Origin of the sequence: Pseudomonas sp. B37(2017) (assembly GCF_002112885.1) — a bacterium.
Classification (GTDB): domain Bacteria; phylum Pseudomonadota; class Gammaproteobacteria; order Pseudomonadales; family Pseudomonadaceae; genus Aquipseudomonas; species Aquipseudomonas paraglycinae.
Genome location: NZ_NEIX01000010.1, coordinates 219867 through 239735 on the forward strand (window position 1 = coordinate 219867; position 19869 = coordinate 239735).

21 protein-coding genes and 1 tRNA gene are annotated in these 19869 nt (G+C 60.6%); 8 read left to right on the forward strand and 14 right to left on the reverse strand.

Annotated elements, in window-relative coordinates; all coding sequences use genetic code 11:
* Positions 1-344: 344 nt before the first annotated feature.
* The 5 genes from CAF90_RS23250 to CAF90_RS23270 form a co-directional block, all read right to left on the reverse strand.
* Positions 345-1580 (reverse strand): methyltransferase, encoded by a 1236-nt coding sequence (locus CAF90_RS23250; protein WP_085608642.1) that lies wholly within the window; start codon positions 1578-1580, stop codon positions 345-347.
* On the reverse strand, positions 1561-2250 hold the full coding sequence (locus CAF90_RS23255; protein ID WP_007952568.1) for an ABC transporter permease: 690 nt from the start codon (positions 2248-2250) through the stop codon (positions 1561-1563). The genes CAF90_RS23250 and CAF90_RS23255 overlap by 20 nt, the downstream gene beginning before the upstream one ends.
* Positions 2247-2942 (reverse strand): ABC transporter permease, encoded by a 696-nt coding sequence (locus CAF90_RS23260; protein WP_085608643.1) that lies wholly within the window; start codon positions 2940-2942, stop codon positions 2247-2249. The genes CAF90_RS23255 and CAF90_RS23260 overlap by 4 nt, the downstream gene beginning before the upstream one ends.
* A 78-nt stretch (positions 2943-3020) precedes the next feature.
* Positions 3021-3770: an ABC transporter substrate-binding protein gene (locus CAF90_RS23265; protein ID WP_039764659.1), complete on the reverse strand. Its 750-nt coding sequence runs from the start codon at positions 3768-3770 to the stop codon at positions 3021-3023.
* A gap of 13 nt (positions 3771-3783) precedes the next feature.
* On the reverse strand, positions 3784-4557 hold the full coding sequence (locus CAF90_RS23270) for an ABC transporter ATP-binding protein (protein ID WP_007897462.1): 774 nt from the start codon (positions 4555-4557) through the stop codon (positions 3784-3786).
* A 552-nt stretch (positions 4558-5109) separates the two neighbouring features.
* On the opposite strand from CAF90_RS23270, the gene gabP reads away from it, so the two are divergent.
* On the forward strand, positions 5110-6501 hold the full coding sequence (gene gabP, locus CAF90_RS23275; protein ID WP_085608644.1) for a GABA permease: 1392 nt from the start codon (positions 5110-5112) through the stop codon (positions 6499-6501).
* 70 nt (positions 6502-6571) lie between these two features.
* Here gabP and CAF90_RS23280 read toward each other — a convergent pair whose 3' ends face one another.
* The 4 genes from CAF90_RS23280 to CAF90_RS23295 all read right to left on the reverse strand — a co-directional run bounded on the left by CAF90_RS23280 (position 6572) and on the right by CAF90_RS23295 (position 9564).
* Positions 6572-7024: a hypothetical protein gene (locus tag CAF90_RS23280; RefSeq protein ID WP_085608645.1), complete on the reverse strand. Its 453-nt coding sequence runs from the start codon at positions 7022-7024 to the stop codon at positions 6572-6574.
* A gap of 6 nt (positions 7025-7030) precedes the next feature.
* Positions 7031-7444 (reverse strand): hypothetical protein, encoded by a 414-nt coding sequence (locus CAF90_RS23285; protein WP_007952560.1) that lies wholly within the window; start codon positions 7442-7444, stop codon positions 7031-7033.
* A gap of 20 nt (positions 7445-7464) precedes the next feature.
* Complete coding sequence (locus CAF90_RS23290; protein WP_085608646.1) at positions 7465-8436, reverse strand: alpha/beta fold hydrolase; 972 nt, start codon at positions 8434-8436, stop codon at positions 7465-7467.
* Positions 8437-8505: 69 nt separating this feature from the next.
* A complete protein-coding gene (locus tag CAF90_RS23295; RefSeq protein ID WP_085608647.1) occupies positions 8506-9564 on the reverse strand; it encodes a YhcG family protein in 1059 nt (352 codons plus the stop codon).
* A gap of 260 nt (positions 9565-9824) precedes the next feature.
* Between CAF90_RS23295 and CAF90_RS23300 the strand changes: the two genes are divergently transcribed.
* Positions 9825-10274, forward strand: coding sequence for a hypothetical protein (locus tag CAF90_RS23300; protein WP_085608648.1), 450 nt, complete (start codon positions 9825-9827; stop codon positions 10272-10274).
* Here CAF90_RS23300 and CAF90_RS23305 read toward each other — a convergent pair.
* The 5 genes from CAF90_RS23305 to CAF90_RS23325 all read right to left on the reverse strand — a co-directional run bounded on the left by CAF90_RS23305 (position 10271) and on the right by CAF90_RS23325 (position 14484).
* Positions 10271-10609, reverse strand: a complete 339-nt coding sequence (locus CAF90_RS23305; protein WP_085608649.1) for a hypothetical protein — start codon at positions 10607-10609, stop codon at positions 10271-10273. The two genes, CAF90_RS23300 and CAF90_RS23305, sit on opposite strands and share 4 nt — an antisense overlap.
* Positions 10610-10745: 136 nt before the next feature.
* Positions 10746-10821, reverse strand: a tRNA-Phe gene (locus CAF90_RS23310).
* A gap of 104 nt (positions 10822-10925) precedes the next feature.
* Positions 10926-11198, reverse strand: a complete 273-nt coding sequence (locus CAF90_RS23315; RefSeq protein ID WP_007952551.1) for an oxidative damage protection protein — start codon at positions 11196-11198, stop codon at positions 10926-10928.
* Positions 11195-12262: an A/G-specific adenine glycosylase gene (gene mutY, locus CAF90_RS23320; RefSeq protein ID WP_007952550.1), complete on the reverse strand. Its 1068-nt coding sequence runs from the start codon at positions 12260-12262 to the stop codon at positions 11195-11197. The genes CAF90_RS23315 and mutY overlap by 4 nt, the downstream gene beginning before the upstream one ends.
* Entirely contained in the window at positions 12259-14484 is a 2226-nt protein-coding gene (locus tag CAF90_RS23325; RefSeq protein ID WP_085608650.1) for an AsmA family protein, read from the reverse strand. Before CAF90_RS23325 ends, mutY begins: the two co-directional genes overlap by 4 nt.
* Before the next feature lie 355 nt (positions 14485-14839).
* On the opposite strand from CAF90_RS23325, the gene CAF90_RS23330 reads away from it, so the two are divergent.
* The 6 genes from CAF90_RS23330 (at position 14840) to hisF (ending at position 19827) form a co-directional block, all read left to right on the forward strand.
* Positions 14840-16504, forward strand: coding sequence for an OFA family MFS transporter (locus CAF90_RS23330; RefSeq protein WP_085608651.1), 1665 nt, complete (start codon positions 14840-14842; stop codon positions 16502-16504).
* Positions 16505-16774: 270 nt separating this feature from the next.
* The gene (gene hisB, locus CAF90_RS23335; RefSeq protein WP_007952547.1) at positions 16775-17368 is read left to right on the forward strand and encodes an imidazoleglycerol-phosphate dehydratase HisB; all 594 of its coding nucleotides are present in this window, start codon (positions 16775-16777) and stop codon (positions 17366-17368) included.
* Complete coding sequence (gene hisH, locus CAF90_RS23340; protein WP_007952546.1) at positions 17368-18006, forward strand: imidazole glycerol phosphate synthase subunit HisH; 639 nt, start codon at positions 17368-17370, stop codon at positions 18004-18006. The genes hisB and hisH overlap by 1 nt, the downstream gene beginning before the upstream one ends.
* A complete protein-coding gene (locus CAF90_RS23345) occupies positions 18007-18267 on the forward strand; it encodes a DUF2164 domain-containing protein (protein ID WP_011332018.1) in 261 nt (86 codons plus the stop codon).
* A 42-nt stretch (positions 18268-18309) separates the two neighbouring features.
* The gene (hisA, locus tag CAF90_RS23350; RefSeq protein ID WP_003220753.1) at positions 18310-19047 is read left to right on the forward strand and encodes a 1-(5-phosphoribosyl)-5-[(5-phosphoribosylamino)methylideneamino]imidazole-4-carboxamide isomerase; all 738 of its coding nucleotides are present in this window, start codon (positions 18310-18312) and stop codon (positions 19045-19047) included.
* Between the two features lie 9 nt (positions 19048-19056).
* Positions 19057-19827 (forward strand): imidazole glycerol phosphate synthase subunit HisF, encoded by a 771-nt coding sequence (gene hisF, locus CAF90_RS23355; RefSeq protein WP_007897430.1) that lies wholly within the window; start codon positions 19057-19059, stop codon positions 19825-19827.
* Positions 19828-19869 lie beyond the last annotated feature (42 nt).

Consider the following 19869-nt stretch of genomic DNA (forward strand, 5'->3'; position numbering starts at 1 on the left):
GGTCGCTTCCTGTCGGTCAGATTTTTCTTGTTCGGGCGCGCGCTACCTGCACGGCGTAGGTCTGTATAGCAAGGGCGGATGGCAGGCGCAATTGCCCGTTGCCGGCGTCCGCGATTCGGCGGTTATGTCCTTTTGGTCGAGGGCTTATGCACAACAGGCTCTGAAGAGGGCGGGCTTAGGCAGGTTTTTGTGGACGGGTTCTCATTTGAGTCGCAAATCCCTGTTTTGCCGGTTTTTTATTTATGTGAACAAAAAATGACCAGTGCTGTTAATGGCCTGAAACAGCCGTGGATATTGGATCCACGATAAATCCATCAACAGAGTTATCCACAGGTCGTGAAAGATTAAACGCGTTCGGCCAGCAGCAGGAAATTGCGCGGTGTGAGCGGCGCCTCGCAGAAGGTGCCGAGACGTACGACGTATCCTTGTTCGGTGAGGAAAAGTGCCCGGTCAAGATTCAGCCAAAGCTCCAGCGGGCGTCGGAACAGTCCGCGGAGCAGTTCCAGGTTGCGAACTTCGGCCAATCGCTGCCAACCGGCGGCTTCCAGTGCTAGCCAATCTGGCGAGCCGATTGTGGATAACTCTTTCAGCGCTGCCAGGTCGCGGCAGTAATCAGCAAACGGTTTCTCCAGCCAGGCGCTGGGCAGAGAAGGCGTGGGCAGGTATTCGTCGACGCCGCGCACTTGCCGTTGCAACAGATCAAAGGCCAGTCGCCTGGCCATGGAGGTGTCACGCTGACGTCGGACGCGGGCACCGGCGGTGACGGTTTCGCTCATTGGCAGTGAAAGATCTTCCAGCGAGAGCTGTAAGTCTGATCGCGAACCTGCGGAGGACAACGCCTGATATTCAGTGCGACTGATCCGGTTATAGCAGCACGGTGAAACAGCCAATTGCCGGCAACCGGCGGCACTAGCCAGATACATCAGCCGCACATGCAGATCACCGCAAGCATGCAGGGCGACAGGCGTGTGTTCTGCATTCAGCAATAAAGCGGTGTTCGCCGCGAGCACATTCTGCTCCACATGCAGCGCATGCAGGTGATGCCGCTGACTCAGCGCCTGACCGCTGGCAACCAGCGCCGGGTCATATTCCAGGCAGGTGAGTTGCTGATCAGCACCGAGCAGACGCCGCCCCAAATGACCTTTGCCCGAACACCAATCCAGCCAGTGTCTCGGTTGCGCGGCAAACGACAAGCGGCTGGCGAAGGCTTCGATCTGCTGCCATTTGCGCCCCGGCACATCGACATTAAGACGATGCCCGGCGGCTTCCAGCGAATGTGCAGGCAGTTCACCCACCGCACTCAACTCAAGCGACAACGCCGCCAATGAAGCAAACGGCTTCGGCGCATTCAAGAGTTCGGCAGGCTGGTTATGGGCGTTTTCCGCATCTTCCAGCGACCGCCCGCGTAGCCACGAGGCCAGTTCCGGGTAGGACGCTTCCCAAGGCAGTTGCAGATGAGTGAACGGGCGGGGCTTCCACAACGCCTGATGGGCTGTGAGAAATGAATCCAGTGCCGTGAAACGGGCGAGCAGGGCCTCGCCCGTCAGCACGCCGGAAGAATCAGCGCCCTTGGCACGCATCGACGCGCAGCCAGCGTTCCAGCAGTTTGAAACCGCGAACCAGCACGTAAGCCATCACCAGATAGAACACGCCAGCCGCGAAGAAGATCTCCACCGGCAAGTAAGTGCGGGCGATGATCGTGCGCGCCATCCCGGTCAGTTCCAGCAAGGTCACGGTGCTGGCCAGGGCACTGGCCTTGAGCATCAGGATCACTTCGTTGCTATAGGCCGGCAGGCCGATGCGCGCGGCACGCGGCAGGATGATGTAGAACAGCGCTTTCGGGCGGGACATGCCCAGCGCCCGCGCAGCTTCGATCTCACCCGGCGGAATCGCCTGGATGGCGCCGCGCAGGATCTCGGCGATATACGCCGCCGTGTGCAGGGTCATGGTCGCGGTGGCACACCAGAACGGATCGCGCAGGTACGGCCACATCGAGCTGTTACGCACCGCATCGAACTGCGCCAGGCCGTAATAGACCAGGAACAGCTGAACCAGCAACGGCGTGCCACGGAAAAAGAAGATGTAGGCGTAGGGCAAAGCGCGCACATACCACAGCTTCGAAGAGCGGGCGATGCCCAGTGGAATCGCCAGCAGCAAACCGGCGATCACGGCGATGGCCACCAGTTCCAGGGTCAGCGTCGCGCCCTGAGCCAGTTTCGGCAGCCACTTGATGATGACTTCCCAATTCATTGAGCGCTCCTCGCGAAGCCGCGTGCGGCGCGTTTTTCCAGCAGGTGCATGCCGATCATCGCCAGCACGGTCAGGCACAGGTACATGAGCGCCGCCACCATATAGAAGGTGAATGGCTGCTTGGACACGGTCACGCCGATTTGCGCGTGGCGCATGATTTCTTCCAGGCCGATGACCGACACCAGCGCGGTGTCTTTCATCAGGATCATGAACAGGTTGCCCAGGCCGGGCAGGGCGATGCGCCACATCTGCGGCATGATCAGTCTGGTGAAGATCCGCCATTTCGACAGGCCCAGGGCCACGCCGGCCTCACGATGGCCTTTGGGAATGGCGAGGATCGCGCCACGAAACACTTCCGTGGCGTAGGCGCCGAAGCACAGGCCCAGCGCGATGACGCCGGCGGCGAAGGCGCTGAGTTCCAGTTCGGGATTGCCGAGGAGCTCACCGAGCGCGCGCATCGCGTTGACCGTACCGAAGTAGATCAACAGCACCCAGAGCAATTCCGGGACGCCACGCACCAGGGTCGAATAGGTTCCGCCAAGCCATTGCAACGGCTTGTACGGGGAAGTCTTGGCCAAGGCGCCGAGCAGACCGAGCACCAGCCCCAGGCACAGGGCCGAGAGTGCCAGTTTGACGGTCATCAGCGCGCCGGCGAAAAGCGCCGGGCCGAATCCGTAGAGGTCGATAATCATGGATTTCTTTTCAAATCGCGGCAGGCAAGGCCGGGGATCGGCGCCGTCATGTAACGGCGCCGATCCGGCAGGTCAGGATCAGTAGATGCTGAACGGGAAGTACTTGTCGTTGATCTTCTTGTAGGTGCCGTCGGCAACGATTTCCTTCAGCGCGGCGTTCAGCTTCTCGCGGATCGGGTCGCCTTTACGTACAGCGATACCGATCTTGTCGCTTTCTTCCACCGGGTCGCCCTTGAATTCGTAGGCTTTGCCGGCGTCGCTTTTCAGCCACTCGTAGTTGACGTATTTGTCGGCGAGGATGCCGTCCAGACGACCGGAAGTCAGGTCGAGGTAGGCGTTTTCCTGGGTGTCGTACAGCTTGACGGTGATGTCGTCACCGAAGTTGTCTTCCAGGAAGGTGCCGGCCAGGGTCGCACGCTGGGCGCCGATCACTTTGCCTTTCAGCGCAGCCTTGTCGGTTTTGAAGTCGACGTTTTTCGGCGCGATGAATTGCAGCTTGTTGGAGTAGTACGGGTCGGTGAAGTCCACCGCTTGCTTGCGCTCGTCGGTGATCGACATCGAGGAGATCAGGAAGTCGAACTTCTTGGCGTTCAGGGCCGGGATGATGCCGTCCCAGTCCGAGGTAACCACGGAGCATTCAACTTTCATCTTGGCGCACAGGGCGTCGCCGATGTCTTTGTCGAAGCCGACGACGTTGCCGCTGGCGTCTTTATTGTTGAACGGCGGGTAAGCCGCTTCGATGCCCATCTTCAGGGTCTCGGCCATGGCACCGGCGCTGAACGCGAGGGTGACGGCGGCGGCCAGGAAGACCTTTTTGTAGTTCTGCATGCGGGTAGCTCCGTTAGCGGTTGCTGGACATGAATTGTTTGCAGCGCGCCGAAAGCGGGTTTTCGAACACCTGCTGTGGCGATCCTTGCTCTTCTACCAGGCCCTGGTGGAGGAACACCACTTCGCTGGAGACCTGGCGGGCGAAGCCCATTTCATGGGTCACGAGCAGCATGGTGCGGCCTTCTTCGGCCAATGCGCGGATGACATTAAGTACTTCCTGGACCATTTCCGGGTCAAGGGCGGAGGTGGGCTCGTCGAACAGGATCACCTTGGGCTGCATCGCCAGCGTGCGGGCGATCGCCGCGCGCTGTTGCTGACCGCCGGACAGTTGCGCCGGGTACGCGTGGCGCTTGTCGGCGATGCCGACCTTGGCCAGCAGCGCTTCGGCGACTTCAATGGCTTCGGCCTTGCTCTGGCCGAGCACGCGGCGCGGGGCTTCGATGATGTTGTCGAGCACGCTCATGTGCGGCCACAGATTAAAGTTTTGAAACACAAAACCAATCTCGGAGCGCAGGCGATTGATCTGCTTGCCGTCGGCGGCAACCAGTTCGCCATTCTTGGCGGCCTTGAGCTTGAGTTCTTCCCCGGCGACCAGGATCTGGCCTTGATGCGGGTTTTCCAACAGGTTGATGCAACGCAGGAACGTGGACTTGCCGGAACCGGAGGAACCCAGGATCGAGATCACATCGCCGTCGCGGGCGGTCAGCGAGATGCCTTTGAGCACCTCAAGCTGTCCGTAGCGTTTGTGCAAGTTGCGGATTTCAAGCGCGGGCGTGGCCTCAGCCATGTGCGTTCCTCATATATGTTGCGCTCCTGCTGTTGGTTGGCCTTCCTGGCGAGGCGGCCAAGCTAGCATAGCGTTTCAATGGCAGCCAACAGCGCTACGAGCGGTAAACGGATGGCGTGTGGCAGGTTGTCGCATCGGCGCAGCAGACTGTCGCCCCATCAACAACCGAACGGGTGTTTGAACGTGGATTCCCGTGGGTGTCGCGTAAAAAAAGGCGCGATGTTGCCAGCTTTGGCGGGGTGTTGGAAGCGCTAACCGGCCGAACGTTCCTCATTCGCCCTTTTATTGTGCATCCCGTACTTTTTCAGTGTGTTTCTGGTGCGCTGATTCGTCTAGAAAGTGGGTCGCAGGGTAACGCTTTGGCGAAAGGCCAGTATTCTCAAGGACTTGCGATGACTGTCCGGTCGCGCTGAAAACCGCAGGCCAGAAGAGTTTGAAACATTTTGGCGCAATTATTGCGTGCAGAATCTGGAACGCCCCGTTGGTTTCTTTTTACGAGAAGGAAAACCAGACGGGCCGGACTGAATCGCTTTCCTCGCAAAGGTAGTTTCAATGAGCAGTACCCAAAGCTCCAATGGCCTCGAACAGGGGCTCAAACCGCGTCATGTGACCATGCTGTCGATCGCCGGGGTGATCGGTGCAGGTCTGTTCGTAGGCTCCGGCCACGCCATCGCCGCTGCCGGTCCCGCTGTTCTGCTGGCTTACGCCGCTGCTGGCGCGCTGGTTGTGCTGGTGATGCGCATGCTCGGCGAAATGGCTGTTGCCTCGCCTGACACTGGCTCGTTCTCGACTTACGCCGACCGCGCTATCGGTCACTGGGCCGGTTTCACCATCGGCTGGCTGTACTGGTGGTTCTGGGTTTTGGTGATTCCGCTGGAGGCCAACGCCGCTGCAACCATCCTGCACGCGTGGTTCCCGGGTGTGGATATCTGGGCCTTCGCGCTGATCATCACCATGCTGCTGACGGTGACCAACCTGTTCAGCGTGAAAAACTACGGTGAGTTCGAATTCTGGTTCGCCCTGCTCAAAGTCGTGGCGATCATCGGTTTCATCATCCTCGGCGTCGCAGCCATTTTCGGCTTCCTGCCGGACAGCCAGGTCAGCGGCGTTTCGCACATCTTCGACACCCAGGGCTTCCTGCCGAACGGCATGGGCGCGGTGCTGGGCGCGATCCTGACCACCATGTTCTCCTTCATGGGTACCGAGATCGTGACCATCGCGGCCGCGGAATCGAAGAACCCGGGCAAGCAGATTTCCAAGGCCACCAACTCGGTGATCTGGCGGATCGGTTTGTTCTACCTCGTATCGATCTTCATCGTTGTGGCCCTGGTGCCATGGAACGACCCGGTTCTGGCCAGCGTCGGTTCCTACCAGACCGTGCTTGAGCGCATGGGCATCCCGAACGCCAAGATGATCGTCGACATCGTGGTTCTGGTTGCTGTGACCAGCTGCCTGAACTCGGCGCTGTACACTTCTTCGCGCATGCTTTTCTCCCTCGGCAAGCGTGGCGATGCACCGGCCATGGCGACCCGCACCAACAAGAGCGGCACCCCTTACTGGGCGGTGATGCTGTCCACCGGTGCGGCGTTCCTGTGCACCTTCGCCAACTACGTGGCTCCGGCTGCAGTGTTCGAATTCCTGCTGGCCAGCTCCGGCGCCATCGCGCTGCTGGTGTACCTGGTGATCGCGATTTCGCAACTGCGCATGCGTAAACAGCGCATGGCCCGCGGCGAGAAAATCGTCTTCAGCATGTGGCTGTTCCCGGGCCTGACCTACGCGGTGATCGTATTCATCGTGGCGGCCCTGACCATCATGCTGTTTCAGGACGCCCACCGCGTGGAAATCCTCGCGACCGGCCTGCTCAGCCTGCTGGTGGTCGCTGCCGGCCTGCTGGTGGCTCGCCGCCGCAATCTGGAAAAACGTGGCGCCGCGGTTCTGAACTGATCCGCAACGCGTAACGCAAAACGGCCGCTGTCAGTGATGACAAGCGGCCGTTTTTGTTACTGCGAGCGGTTTATTCGCTCTTCTCTTCCTGCGCTTCCACCGACTGACCGTAGGTGTCCAGCGCAATCCCGAAATCGCTGATGAACTCCGGTTCGCTCAGCCAGGCCTGGGCGGTCTCGCGATCCATGCCGTCGGCCCACATGCGGTAGTCGATCAGCATGTCGGCGGCCAGGTGAGTGGCGGCCATGCCTTCGTTCTCGGCGTTTTCCATGTCCAGCAGTTCAGGGTGATCGACGATGATGAACGCCAGCTCGCGGAGCAGCGTCAGCAGCATTTCGTTGCGGCTGACGGCTTCGGCGTCGCGCATCTTGCTGAACATCGCCAGGGTGTATTCCGGGATCGGCTCGGCGAGGTGGCCGAGGTCATCGTCCTGCGCCAGAGGTTTGCGACCGACCATGCGGATCTGCTTGGCTTTGGCCTTGGCGCGTTTGGCGCGTTTCTGTTGCTTGTTCAGGGATGCCATGGGAACTCAGTTTTTCTGTTGGGTTTGTGCGGCGATTGCGTCGGACGCGGCCACATAGTCTTTCTGGAAATCCGGCGATTCGATCCACGCCAGAGCGCCAGCCTCGTCGGTCTCGGTGGACCATTGGCGGTACTCGATCAGCGCGGCGAGGATGAAATCCATCGCGCCTTCTTCGCCTTCCTGCTCGTACACCAGCTCCAGCAGTGGGTCTTCGAGGAACGCGGTGCACAGGGCCTGCTGGCTGATCTTCTCGGCGTCGATCATTTTCTTGAACAGTTCGGTCAGGTCCACCGACTCGAAGTCGATGCGGTCGTCGTTCGGGTCCAGCTCGACTGGCGCTTCCGCACGTTTGGTGCGGTTCTGCTTGGCCTTGGTCTTGGCCCGGGCGGCGCGTTTTTGCTGCTTGTTGGCGGAAGCCATGGTGTGTGTTCCGTGGTGCGTTAAAGGGCTTGGCTGCGTGGGATTTTGCGCCCCGGTGTGTCGGAGGCTAGTTCGCCGGTCTGCAGCCAGGTCAGAGCGATGGGCCATAGTGTGGCTTGGTATGCGCTGCGAAAAAAGGCGAAATGTCCGACTTGCTGCTCACCGATGTCCTGCGGCTCGATTCGCAGGTGGGTCTTTTGCGCGTTGTGGAAGTAAGCGAGCAGGCGTTCGATGGCGGGAATCGTGCCGTAGGGATCGTCGCTGATGCTGATTGCCAGGGCTTTGGCCCGGACGTTGGCGAAGGGCAAGTCCGCCATCGCTCTGCCGCTCGGGCGCCGCTCATAACGCGCGGCAGGCGTGCTCCAGTCGCGCACCACGCCGGCGGGCGTGTCTTCCAGCCAGCCAAGTCGCTTGCCCGGAAAGTAGCCACACAACAGTGTGACCAGCGGCATCAGCAGATGCCATTTGCCGAACATCCGCCAGCGGTGCTCGGGCGCGTAATCGCGCCAGTAAGCGAATTGCGCGCCGACCGTCACCAGTCGTCGGATTATCTTTCCAGAGGCCCCCAGGCCTGCTGCGCAGCCACCGAAGCTGTGCCCGACTACATCGATCGGCTGCCCGGGAAACTCCCGCTGCGCGCGCTTGAGCATCGCCTCGAAATCCAGCGCGCCCCAATCCGTCCACGAAGCCTGCAAATGCCTCATCGACTTCGGCCGCGATTCGCCAATACCCCGGTAGTCGTAAATGATCACGTCAAAGCCGTTGGCGAACAGGTACGCCGCGAAGCGCGAGTAGTGGCGACAGCGCACGGACGTGGCGGCGTTGATGATCACCACCGGGCGCAGTGGGTCGGGCAACGCGTGGCGCCATGTGAATCCGCCAAGGGGATAGCCATCCGCAGCGGACTCGTGGAAGGGTTCGTCCTGAACGGCGCTTGCGAGTGCGGTTCTGTCCTGAGCATCTTCCAGTGCGTGCGTCTCTTGAAAACCCATGGCTCTCGACCTTCGCGGAGTAGCTGCCAACGATAGTCCCAGCCAGCTCGGTGAACAATCCGTCGCCGGTTAATCATCCGGTTGATCACTCAAGCGTTCTTCCAGCAGCGTGTGTTCACGGTTCAACTCCGCTCGTAACTCTTCTTCGCTCGGCAGCACCAGTTTGTAGCTGCTGGCGAACAGTTGTTCATTGCCCTTGAGGATCGTGTAGTGCGCCACCGATTCACTTTGCTGTGCGCAGAGGATGATCCCCACTGTTGGCCCGTCACCCTCGCTGCGTTTCAGGTCGTCGTACATGCGGATGTACATGTCCATCTGGCCCACGTCGCGGGCGCTGAGTTTGCCGCGCTTCAGATCGAGGATGACGAAGCATTTGAGCAGGTAGTTGTAGAACACCAGGTCAATGTAAAAATCATCGTCGCCAGCGCTGATGCGTTGCTGGCGACCGACAAAAGCGAAGCCTTTGCCCAGCTCAAGGAGAAATCCCTGGAGCTGATCCATCAGGGCCTGTTCCAGTTCGGATTCCTGAAGCTTGCCCGGTGACGGCAGGCCAAGAAACTCCAGAAGTACGGGGTCGCGTATGAATTCCCGGGGATTGCTTTTCATCGCGGCAATGTTGGTGGCTGCCTCTGCATAGACGTCGGTTTTGTCTCGGCTCAGCAACAGGCGTTCGTAGTAGAGCGTGTTGATCTGGCGATCCAGTGCGCGGCTTGACCAGTTTTGCGCAGCGGCTTCGTTCATGTACCACTGCCGGGCGGGTTCGCTTTCGACCTGCAATATCCTGCGGTAATGGGTCCAGCTCAATTCGAGACGCAGTGCGTCTCGAATTGGAAAGAGCTGATAAAACTGCCGCATTTTTCGAAGATTAGTAACGTCGAAGCCTTTCCCAAAGTCCGCAGTCAGTTCCTTTGCCAACGTAGCCAGGAGCTGTTTTCCATACCCCGCGCGCCGGGCACCCTGTTGCTCGAACTCGACAATGTGTCGCCCGATCTGCCAGCAGGTCTGGACCTGAATCGTGTCGACCGTTCGCAGCACTTTCTGCCGCGCCTCGCGTATCAGTTCGCCCAGGTCGCCCAGTAGCGAATCAATTTTTGGATCTTGCGTGTCAGCAGGTTTTAGTTGGCTCATCAGGTCTTCCGGCTCAGGGGGAACAGAAGCAAGAGCATGCCAATTGCCTTGGTCTGGGGATGCCGGCCGCCTCTGATGCCACTGAAGGAAGAGTGGGCGGGTTTTGCGAGATCAGGCTGACGAAGTCCGCGAACGAGGAGTACGGCGTGTAGTCCTTTTCGTATCAACCGCAACTCCCAATCGTTCTAAAACCCACCCCGCAAGACAAAATCTAAACAGAGGTAACGATTGGGTTCCGCGAGAGCCCGGGAGTCGTCCTCATGAAACGCGTTCTTTCCTTCGTGCTGTCCGTTGCCGCTGCGGCGGTGCTGCTGTTTCCGATCATGGCGCAGGCTGCGAGTCTGGAGCCGATCGACAATGCCGCTGTGCAGGTACAGCAGCAGGAGCAAAACGGTGTTCGCTATCTGGCCGGCGGGATTGGTGAAGATGAGTCGAAAGCCATTCAGCAATCCGCGGGCTACAACCTGCACATGACGTTCGCCGTCGGCATGCAAAACCAGTACACCGCCGATGTCGATGTGATGATTCAGAAAGCCCCCGGCCAGACCGTGCTGACGCTGAATCAGACCGGGCCATTGGTGTATGTGCAGTTGCCACCCGGCAAATACACGGTCGTCGCGACCCGCAATGGTGAAACGCGCCGGGATGCGGCGGAAATTGGCGGTGGTGCTGCGCGCAATCTGGTTTTCCACTGGAACGACAACAGCTAGGGACGTTTGCGGTCACGCCCTGGTGGCGTGACCGTCGCGGTGCGCCCCATCCAGATCAGTAGCCAGGCTGCGCTCGCCAGGAAGAGTGCGAAGATGCAGTGCGAGGCAACAGTGAACCAGTAGTCGAAGGATTGTTCGGCCTGTGAATACACGGCGAAGTATTTCCCCCGCGCCATGTTGCTGATGCGCCCCTGAATCAGACCGTCCACGGTTTCGTAGGCAATCAGGCCGATGCACAGGATCAGCACCAGGCCGAGCGCGATCATCAGCCAGTCGGTGCGTTTTACGGGTTGCGCGGGATGGGGCAGGGGGACGCGGGTTCTTCTCTGGTTCATCGCGGGGATGACCCTCTTCCGTAAGGGTTGGGCAACGTATCGCGAATTCCGGCCTGCAAGAAGGGCGGGATCGGGCCGTCATCAAATCGCAGGCATAAAAAAACCCTGAATCTTGCGATTCAGGGTTTTCGGTATTTGGTGCCCAGAGACGGAATCGAACCGCCGACACGGGGATTTTCAATCCCCTGCTCTACCGACTGAGCTATCTGGGCAACGGGGCGCATTAAAAGGGTTTTTCGGATTTACGTCAACGACTTTTTTAAAATTTCTTAAATTAATTCCGTCGCTTACGATCCGACCCCCGATTTCGCGGGGTTTACTCTGCAGGCGGAACGTAGCCTTCCGCCTGAGCGTATTCCTCGCCGGAGAAGTACTTGTCCATTTCGCCCTGAAGAAATTTGCGGTCTTCGGCGTTCATCATGTTCAGGCGTTTTTCGTTGATCAGCAGGGTCTGGTGTTTCTGCCAGTCAGCCCAGGCCTTGGCAGAGACGTGTTCGAAGATGTCCTGGCCCTTGGCGCCCGGGTACGGTGGGCGCTCCAGACCTTCGAGTTGTTCTTTGTACTTGCGGCACATTACGGTGCGGGTCATGTCGACTCTCCTGCATTCAAGACGGCGGCCGCGCGTTCGAGCAAGGTCTTGACCGGGGCGGCGAGGCCCAGGCGCGGCGGGGTGGCGAGGTTATACCAGAGCCAGTCGGCCTCGGCCACGTGACCGCCGGCTTCCTGTACCTGAACCAGCCAGGGTTCGATGGACAGCTGGAAGTGGCTGAAGGTGTGGACAAGGCTCGGCAGCGCCTGCTGCTCGCCCAGTTCCAGCGAGTGCTGCGCGGCGAGGTGTTGCAGGTCGTCGAGGTCGTCGAGTTCCGGCAGGCTCCACAAACCGCCCCACAATCCGCTGGACGGGCGGCGATAAAGCAGAATCGCGCCGTCCTCGTTGGCCAGCAGTGGCATCAATGTGCGTTTCTGCGGGATGGCTTTACGCGGCTTGGGGATCGGGTAACGCGTCTCCAGGCCGAGCATGTGCGCTTCGCAGCCCTTTTCCAGCGGACACAGCAGACAGCTCGGTTTGCTGCGGGTACAGAGTGTGGCGCCCAGATCCATCATCGCCTGGGTGTAGGCGTTGACCCGATCCTGCGGCGTGAAGCGCTCGGCGTTGGCCCACAGCTGTTTGGCGACCTTCGGCTCGCCGGGGTAGCCCTCCTGCGCGGTAAAGCGCGCGAGCACCCGTTTGACGTTGCCGTCGAGGATCGGCGCGCGCAGGCCCATGCTGATGCTGGCGATCGCGCCCGCAGTCGACAGGCCGATGCCCGGCAAATCCGTGAGCTTCTCGACATCCCGGGGAAACTCGCCACCGTACTGGCTGACGACGATCTTCGCGGTCTTCTGCAGATTGCGCGCGCGGGTGTAGTAACCCAGCCCCGTCCACAGGTGCAGCACTTCGTCCTCCGGCGCTTCGGCCAGGGCCTCGACCGTCGGCAGCGCGGCCATGAAGCGGTCGAAGTAATTGAGCACGGTGCTGACCTGAGTCTGCTGCAACATGATCTCGGACACCCACACCCGATACGGGTTGATGTTCTGTTGCCAGGGCAAGTCATGGCGGCCGTGGCGGTCGAACCATTCCAGCACCGCCGTGGAAAACTGCTCCGCTCTCATCGCTTGAACAGCCCCTTCAATGCGTTTTTCAGTTCCGGGCTGACTTTGTCACCCAGTTTCTCGTCGATTTTTTCGCTGATCTTGTCGCCGGCCAGTTTGGTCGCGACCTGGCCCATGCGTTCGTTGTCCACGCGGCAGGCCTTGGCGCCCAGTTCCAACGGGCCACGGCAGCGCAGCGGCCATTCGATGCCGACGAATTTGTCACCTACCTGGCAGGCCGGGTCTGGCATGGCGCTGGTGTCGCCTTCGACGATGATGCCGACGCGATAGTCCATGCCCAGCACCTTGAGGTCGATATCGCCGTCACCGTTGACGCTCATGCCGGGGATGCGCACTTTCAGGTCCGGGTTGCTGGCCGCGCCGTTGCGGAAGGTCAGGTTGCCCTTGAGTTCCTGGAACGGCGTGTCCTTGCCGCGCGGCTCGCCGCTCAGGGATTTGCGGTTGAGTGTGGCGATGCCCTTGCACAGTTGCTGCTCAAGGTTGGCGTTGAGCAGCACGCCGTTGTTGATCACGAAACTGGCGTTGCCATTGAGGGTTTCGATCAGCGCCTGCTGGCTGTTGCCGCTGCCGGTGACGGTGCTGGTGAGATTGACCAGACCCTTGACCGGCGGATTCTTGCCCTGGCTTTCGAGGATTTTCTCCACCGGCACCCGGTTGATCCGGGTCTGCAGGTTCAGTATCGGCGCGGTCTGGCGCACGTCCAGCGTGCCCTTGGCTTCGAAGTCGCCGTTGTACAGCTCGCCGCGCAGGTTCTCCAGGGTCAGCAGGCCGCCCTGGCCGGTGGCTTTCAGTGCGGCGTTCTGAATTGGCAGCTTGTCGAGGGTCAACTGGCCGAAGGTCAGGTCAGCGTTGACGTCGAGCTTGCTCAGGCGCTCAACGGGGAACAGGCGCTCGGTGCTCCAGGCACTTTTGCTCGGTTTTTCCGGCAGCGGTGTGCTGCCGGCACCGGCCATCGCATCGGCCTCGGTGCTGGCGACTTCGGCCTGACGAACCTGCGTGGCGTTGTTGGCTTTTTCCGATTTCGGCGGCAGGTAACGGTCGACGTTGAAGGTGTCGGCCTTGAGGACCGCACGCAGCGATTGCTTGGCGAAATCTTCGACGGCGATGCGGCCGCTGAAGCTGCTGTCGTCGAGTTTCAGGTTGATGTTGTCCAGCGACACGCTGGTCGGCGTCGCGGCGACACGGCTGACCAGTTCAACCTTGCTCAGGCTGCCTTCGGCCATGGCCGGCAGGGTCTGGCCGATGCTGTCGACGAATTTCGCCAGGTCGAACTGGGCGATGGAAATCCCGCCGCTGATCTGTGGCGTCTTGTCCAGGTCGTTGGCTTTCAGCTCGCCCAATGCACGTAGTTGATTGACCGAGAGCTTGATGCCGGTCCATTCGGCGACGTTGGCAGCCTTGTCCAGCAGCAGTTGGCCTTGGGCGGCGAAGGTCACGGTCTTGCCTTGCAGCGGATCGCCGGCGACTTCGCCGGAAAGCTTCAGGTCTTCGAACTTGTAGCGTTGCAGGGCGCGCTCGAAACGCAGCTCGCCGTTGAGCTCGGTGCGAACCCGCAGCACTGGCTGGTTGGTGCCGAGGAACGCGGTGGCTTTGACCGGAATATTGGTCGAGTCGTGAACAGCTCCGGTGCTCAGCTGGATGCTTTCGGCGCTGAATTGCTTGCCGGTCAGCTCGTCGTTGTATTCCACGCGTGCGTTGTTGACGGTCAGGCTATCGATGTCGAGGCGGATCGGCTGGGCCGGTTTTTCCGGTTGTGGGGTGGCCTCGGGTGCGGTCTCGGCCGTGGTGGTCGGCGCTGGTGTACTGCCAGCCGTGGGCGGCACCTTGCCGATGTCTTCCCAGTTGCCGTGACCATTCTTGTCACGGTTCAGGCGCAGGTTCAGGCCTTCGACGCGCACGTCGCTCATCTGCACTTCGCGGCGCAGCAGCGGCAGTACGCGCACGGACAGGCCGAGCATCTGCAGGTCGGCGAACGGTTCGGCAGGCTTGGCCAGGGTCGCGACGCTGGCCTCGTGCAGTTCCAGGCCGAGCCACGGGAACAGGCTCCAGCCGATGTCGCCATTGAGCGTCAGCTCGATGTGGGCCTTGTCGCGGGCTATCTGGCGGATCTCGTCTTTGTAGTCGTTGGGATCAAACAGGTGGGTCAGGGCGAAGCCCGCCGCCACAATGATCAGCAACAGCCCGAGAAGTACCAGACCCAGGATTTTGCCGAACGCTTTCATGGGCGAGTCCTTGTAAGTAGTCGAATTCGTAATTTAGCCGGGGAGTATAGCGCTGCATCAACCCGCGCTGTTGCGGTGTCCCGTGCAGCCTGCTGAACCGTGATGTACAGCGCTTCGACAACGATCGGCATCGGGGTTTCCCGGCATCAGGAGATCAGATGACTCAAAAAAGGTGATATCAGTTTGGTTTTTCTGTCACGTGCAAATGGTAACCTTCGCCCGTTCGTCCGCCCATCTGCGACTTAACGTCGCGCTTTCAAGGAGCTTCACCCGCAAAAAACGGTCATGCCTGCGTGCATAAAGGCCGGGGGTGGGCAGTGGCTGGCGAACCATACTAATAATTGGGGGATACACAATGAGCACGACCATTACGGCGGACGGCTTCAAAGCCGATCAGCCCGGGTTCCTGTCCAAGGAACGCATCATCGCCAAGCCCGGTTTCAACCGCTGGCTGGTCCCGCCGGCCGCTCTGGCCATTCACCTGTGCATCGGCATGGCCTACGGCTTCTCGGTGTTCTGGTTGCCGCTGTCCAAGGCGCTGGGCGTAACCGCTCCGGTGGCTTGCGCACCGGACATGAGCTTCATCGCACAAGTCTTCTCGTCGCAATGCGACTGGCCGATCTCCATGCTCGGCTGGATCTACACCCTGTTCTTCATCTTCCTCGGCTGCTCGGCAGCGATCTGGGGTGGCTGGCTCGAACACGCAGGTCCACGCAAGGCCGGCGTTGTATCGGCACTGTGCTGGTGCGGCGGTCTGCTGATTTCTGCGCTGGGGATCTATACCCACCAGATCTGGCTGATGTGGATCGGCTCCGGCGTGATCGGCGGTATCGGTCTGGGCCTGGGCTACATCTCGCCGGTCTCGACCCTGATCAAGTGGTTCCCGGACAAGCGCGGCATGGCGACCGGTATGGCGATCATGGGTTTCGGTGGTGGCGCGATGGTTGGCGCTCCGCTGGCAACCGCTCTGATGAGCCATTTCGCTTCGCCGGCTGGCGTGGGCGTGTGGCAGAGCTTCGTGGCTATGGCTGCGATCTACTTCGTGTTCATGATCGGTGGCGCACTGGCGTACCGCGTACCGCCAACCGGCTGGAAGCCTGAAGGCTGGACCGCGCCGGCGAAGAAAGCGTCGAACGCGATGATCACCCACCGTCACGTTCACGTGAATGTGGCGTGGAAAACCCCGCAATTCCGTCTGGTGTGGCTGGTGCTGTGCCTGAACGTGTCTGCCGGTATCGGCATCCTCGGCATGGCTTCGCCACTGTTGCAGGAAGTGTTCGGCGGCAAGCTGCTGGGCAACGATCTGCCGTTCGGTCAGCTGGACGCCGGCCAACTGGCTTCCATCGCTGCCATTGCGGCCGGTTTCACCGGTCTGCTGAGCCTGTTCAACATCGGCGGTCGTTTCTTCTGGGCGTCGTTCTCGGACTACCTGGGCCGCAAGAACACTTACTTCGTGTTCTTCGCACTGGGTTTTGCGCTGTACGCACTGATCCCGAACCTCGGCCACCTGGGCAACGTTGCGCTGTTCGTGGCGGCGTTCTGCATCATCCTGTCGATGTACGGCGGTGGTTTTGCGACCGTTCCAGCGTATCTGGCCGACCTGTTCGGTACGCAGATGGTGGGCGCGATCCACGGTCGTCTGCTGACTGCCTGGGCTGCTGCTGGCGTGCTGGGTCCGGTGCTGGTGAACTATCTGCGTGAGTATCAGCTGAGCATCGGTGTTGAACGCGCCGCCGCTTACGACATCACCCTGTACATCCTCGCCGGCCTGCTGGTGCTGGGCTTCCTGTGCAACCTGCTGGTGCGCCCGGTGGCCGACAAGTACTTCATGACCGACGCCGAACTGGCCGCCGAACAGGCGCTGGGCCACGACAAGGGTGCTGACGCCAGCACCGTGCTGGAGTGGAAAGCCGCGCCGGGCAGCAAGCCATTGGCGATCGCTGCGTGGCTGGTGGTGGGGATTCCGTTGGCGTGGGGTGTGTGGGTGACCCTGCAGAAGACGGCGGTTCTGTTCCACTAAGTAACCGTTAAAACGCAGAACCCCTGTGGGAGCGGGCTTGCCCGCGAAGGCGTCCGGTCAGTCGACATCACTGTTGATTGACCCACTGCTTTCGCGAGCAAGCCCGCTCCCACATTTGTTTCCGGGTGCCTGTAATGGCTTGTATGGACATGTCTACCCGCGACAGTCGGGGCTTCTATCCGTCTGTCATATCACCTCTCGTGTTTCTGTTTCGGCCCCGCGCCCCTATAATGGCTGCCTTTTTCGCCCAATGATTTTGCGGAGCTGGTGATGGCCGAACGTAAGGCGTCTGTCGAGCGCGACACTCTGGAAACCCAGATCAAAGCCTCGATCAACCTTGATGGCACCGGAAAGGCCCGATTCAATATCGGTGTTCCTTTTCTTGAGCACATGCTGGATCAGATCGCCCGTCACGGGTTGATCGACCTGGATATCGAATGCAAGGGCGATCTGCATATCGACGACCACCATACGGTGGAAGACGTCGGTATCACCCTCGGCCAGGCCTTCGCGCAAGCCATTGGCGACAAGAAAGGCATCCGTCGCTACGGCCACGCCTACGTGCCGCTCGATGAAGCGCTGTCGCGCGTGGTGATCGACTTCTCCGGCCGTCCGGGCCTGCAGATGCACGTGCCGTACACCCGCGCCACCGTTGGCGGCTTCGACGTCGACCTGTTCCAGGAATTCTTCCAGGGCTTCGTCAACCACGCGCTGGTCAGCCTGCACATCGACAACCTGCGCGGCACCAACACCCACCACCAGATCGAAACCGTGTTCAAGGCATTCGGCCGCGCGCTGCGCATGGCCGTCGAGCTGGATGACCGCATGGCCGGCCAGATGCCTTCGACCAAGGGCGTCCTGTAATGCAGACGGTTGCAGTTATCGATTACGGCATGGGCAACCTGCACTCGGTGGCCAAGGCCCTTGAGCACGTCGGTGCCGGCAAGGTGCTGATCACCAGCGATGCGGCAGTGATCCGCGAAGCCGACCGTGTGGTTTTCCCAGGCGTCGGCGCGATTCGCGATTGCATGGCGGAGATCCGTCGCCTCGGTTTCGATTCGCTGGTGCGTGAAGTCAGCCAGGATCGTCCGTTCCTCGGCATCTGCGTCGGCATGCAAGCCTTGCTCGACAGCAGCGAAGAGAACGACGGCGTTGACTGCATCGGCCTGTTCCCGGGCGCGGTGAAGTTCTTCGGCAAAGACCTGCATGAAGACGGCGAGCACCTGAAAGTCCCGCACATGGGCTGGAACGAAGTGAAGCAGGCGGTGGATCACCCGCTGTGGCACAACATTCCGGACCTGGCGCGTTTCTATTTCGTGCACAGCTACTACATCGCCGCCGGCAACCCGCGGCAGGTGGTCGGCAGCGGTCATTACGGCGTCGATTTCGCCGCGGCGCTGGCCGAAGGTTCGCGTTTCGCCGTGCAGTTCCACCCGGAGAAGAGCCATACCCATGGCCTGCAATTGCTGCAGAACTTCGCTGCATGGGATGGTCGCTGGTAAATGGCCGTCAAGAAATCCAAACCGCCGATCCTGACCCTCACTCCCGAGCAGGAGAGCGAGGCCAACCGCAAGATTCAGCGGTTCATGGAGGATCGTTTCGAACTGGACCTGGGTTCGTTCGAGGCGGCGGAAATTCTTGAGCTGTTTACCCGCGAAATTGCTCCGCACTATTACAACAGGGCGATTTTCGATGTGCAGACCCACCTCAAGGAGCGGTTTGAAAGCATCGAAAGCGACCTGTGGGCGCTCGAGAAAAACTGATTTCCGAGCCAAGCTGAACATTCAAATTTGAAGGTTTGCCAGATGCTGATTATTCCCGCTATCGATCTTAAAGACGGTGCCTGCGTACGTCTGCGCCAGGGCCGCATGGAAGATTCCACAGTGTTCTCCGATGACCCGGTGAGCATGGCTGCCAAGTGGGTGGAGGGCGGTTGCCGCCGTCTGCATCTGGTCGACCTGAACGGCGCTTTCGAAGGCCAGCCGGTCAACGGCGAAGTGGTGACCGCGATCGCCAAGCGCTACCCGACCCTGCCGATCCAGATCGGCGGCGGCATCCGTTCGCTGGAAACCATCGAGCACTACGTCAAGGCGGGCGTCAGCTACGTGATCATCGGCACCAAAGCGGTGAAGGATCCGGCGTTCGTCGCTGAAGCCTGCCGCGCGTTCCCGGGCAAGATCATCGTCGGCCTCGATGCCAAAGACGGTTTTGTCGCCACCGATGGCTGGGCTGAAATCAGCACTGTGCAGGTCATCGACCTGGCCAAGCAGTTCGAAGCCGATGGCGTGTCCTCGATCGTTTATACCGACATCGCCAAAGACGGCATGATGCAGGGCTGCAACGTACCGTTCACCGCTGCGCTCGCTGCTGCCACCAAGATCCCGGTGATCGCTTCCGGCGGCATTCACAACTTGGGTGACATCAAGTCGCTGCTCGACGCCAAGGCACCGGGCATCATCGGCGCCATCACCGGCCGGGCGATCTACGAAGGCACTCTCGACGTCGCCGAAGCGCAAGCTTTCTGCGATTCGTACCAAGGCTGAGGACTGACCATGGCGCTGGCCAAACGCATCATCCCTTGCCTGGACGTGGACAACGGCCGGGTCGTCAAAGGTGTGAAGTTCGAGAACATCCGTGACGCCGGTGACCCGGTGGAAATCGCCCGTCGCTACGACGAACAGGGTGCCGACGAGATTACCTTTCTCGACATCACCGCCAGCGTCGATGGCCGTGACACCACGCTGCACACCGTCGAGCGCATGGCCAGCCAGGTGTTCATCCCGCTGACCGTCGGCGGTGGCGTGCGTACCGTGCAGGACATCCGCAACCTGCTCAATGCCGGTGCGGACAAGGTGTCGATCAACACCGCTGCCGTGTTCAACCCGGAATTCGTCGGCGAAGCGGCGCAGCATTTCGGCTCGCAATGCATCGTCGTCGCCATCGACGCGAAGAAGGTCTCCGGCCCGGGCGAAACCCCGCGCTGGGAAATCTTCACCCACGGCGGTCGCAAGCCGACCGGCCTCGACGCGGTCGAGTGGGCGAAGAAAATGGAAGGCCTGGGTGCCGGTGAAATCCTCCTGACCAGCATGGATCAGGACGGCATGAAAAACGGTTTCGACCTCGGCGTGACCCGCGCCATCAGCGATGCGCTGGGCATTCCGGTGATCGCCTCCGGCGGCGTCGGCAACCTGCAGCATCTGGCTGACGGCATCCTTGAAGGCCACGCCAGCGCAGTATTGGCGGCGAGTATTTTTCACTTCGGCGAATACACCGTTCAGGAAGCCAAGGCTTACATGGCCCATCGCGGTATCGTAATGCGTTAAACATCCATACAGGCCAGTGGACAGCATGGCGTACCCAAGGCA

Excerpts from the sequence above, each read along its gene's own strand:
- CAF90_RS23295 (WP_085608647.1), bottom strand. The coding sequence starts at position 9,564 with ATGAGCCAACTAAAACCTGCTGACACGCAAGATCCAAAAATTGATTCG.
- CAF90_RS23315 (WP_007952551.1), bottom strand. The coding sequence starts at position 11,198 with ATGACCCGCACCGTAATGTGCCGCAAGTACAAAGAACAACTCGAAGGT.
- CAF90_RS23265 (WP_039764659.1), bottom strand. The coding sequence starts at position 3,770 with ATGCAGAACTACAAAAAGGTCTTCCTGGCCGCCGCCGTCACCCTCGCG.
- CAF90_RS23300 (WP_085608648.1), top strand. The coding sequence starts at position 9,825 with ATGAAACGCGTTCTTTCCTTCGTGCTGTCCGTTGCCGCTGCGGCGGTG.
- CAF90_RS23250 (WP_085608642.1), bottom strand. The coding sequence starts at position 1,580 with ATGCGTGCCAAGGGCGCTGATTCTTCCGGCGTGCTGACGGGCGAGGCC.
- CAF90_RS23305 (WP_085608649.1), bottom strand. The coding sequence starts at position 10,609 with ATGAACCAGAGAAGAACCCGCGTCCCCCTGCCCCATCCCGCGCAACCC.
- CAF90_RS23255 (WP_007952568.1), bottom strand. The coding sequence starts at position 2,250 with ATGAATTGGGAAGTCATCATCAAGTGGCTGCCGAAACTGGCTCAGGGC.
- CAF90_RS23270 (WP_007897462.1), bottom strand. The coding sequence starts at position 4,557 with ATGGCTGAGGCCACGCCCGCGCTTGAAATCCGCAACTTGCACAAACGC.
- gabP (WP_085608644.1), top strand. The coding sequence starts at position 5,110 with ATGAGCAGTACCCAAAGCTCCAATGGCCTCGAACAGGGGCTCAAACCG.
- hisA (WP_003220753.1), top strand. The coding sequence starts at position 18,310 with ATGCTGATTATTCCCGCTATCGATCTTAAAGACGGTGCCTGCGTACGT.
- CAF90_RS23290 (WP_085608646.1), bottom strand. The coding sequence starts at position 8,436 with ATGGGTTTTCAAGAGACGCACGCACTGGAAGATGCTCAGGACAGAACC.
- CAF90_RS23280 (WP_085608645.1), bottom strand. The coding sequence starts at position 7,024 with ATGGCATCCCTGAACAAGCAACAGAAACGCGCCAAACGCGCCAAGGCC.
- CAF90_RS23285 (WP_007952560.1), bottom strand. The coding sequence starts at position 7,444 with ATGGCTTCCGCCAACAAGCAGCAAAAACGCGCCGCCCGGGCCAAGACC.
- hisF (WP_007897430.1), top strand. The coding sequence starts at position 19,057 with ATGGCGCTGGCCAAACGCATCATCCCTTGCCTGGACGTGGACAACGGC.
- CAF90_RS23325 (WP_085608650.1), bottom strand. The coding sequence starts at position 14,484 with ATGAAAGCGTTCGGCAAAATCCTGGGTCTGGTACTTCTCGGGCTGTTG.
- CAF90_RS23260 (WP_085608643.1), bottom strand. The coding sequence starts at position 2,942 with ATGATTATCGACCTCTACGGATTCGGCCCGGCGCTTTTCGCCGGCGCG.
- CAF90_RS23330 (WP_085608651.1), top strand. The coding sequence starts at position 14,840 with ATGAGCACGACCATTACGGCGGACGGCTTCAAAGCCGATCAGCCCGGG.
- hisH (WP_007952546.1), top strand. The coding sequence starts at position 17,368 with ATGCAGACGGTTGCAGTTATCGATTACGGCATGGGCAACCTGCACTCG.
- mutY (WP_007952550.1), bottom strand. The coding sequence starts at position 12,262 with ATGAGAGCGGAGCAGTTTTCCACGGCGGTGCTGGAATGGTTCGACCGC.
- hisB (WP_007952547.1), top strand. The coding sequence starts at position 16,775 with ATGGCCGAACGTAAGGCGTCTGTCGAGCGCGACACTCTGGAAACCCAG.
- CAF90_RS23345 (WP_011332018.1), top strand. The coding sequence starts at position 18,007 with ATGGCCGTCAAGAAATCCAAACCGCCGATCCTGACCCTCACTCCCGAG.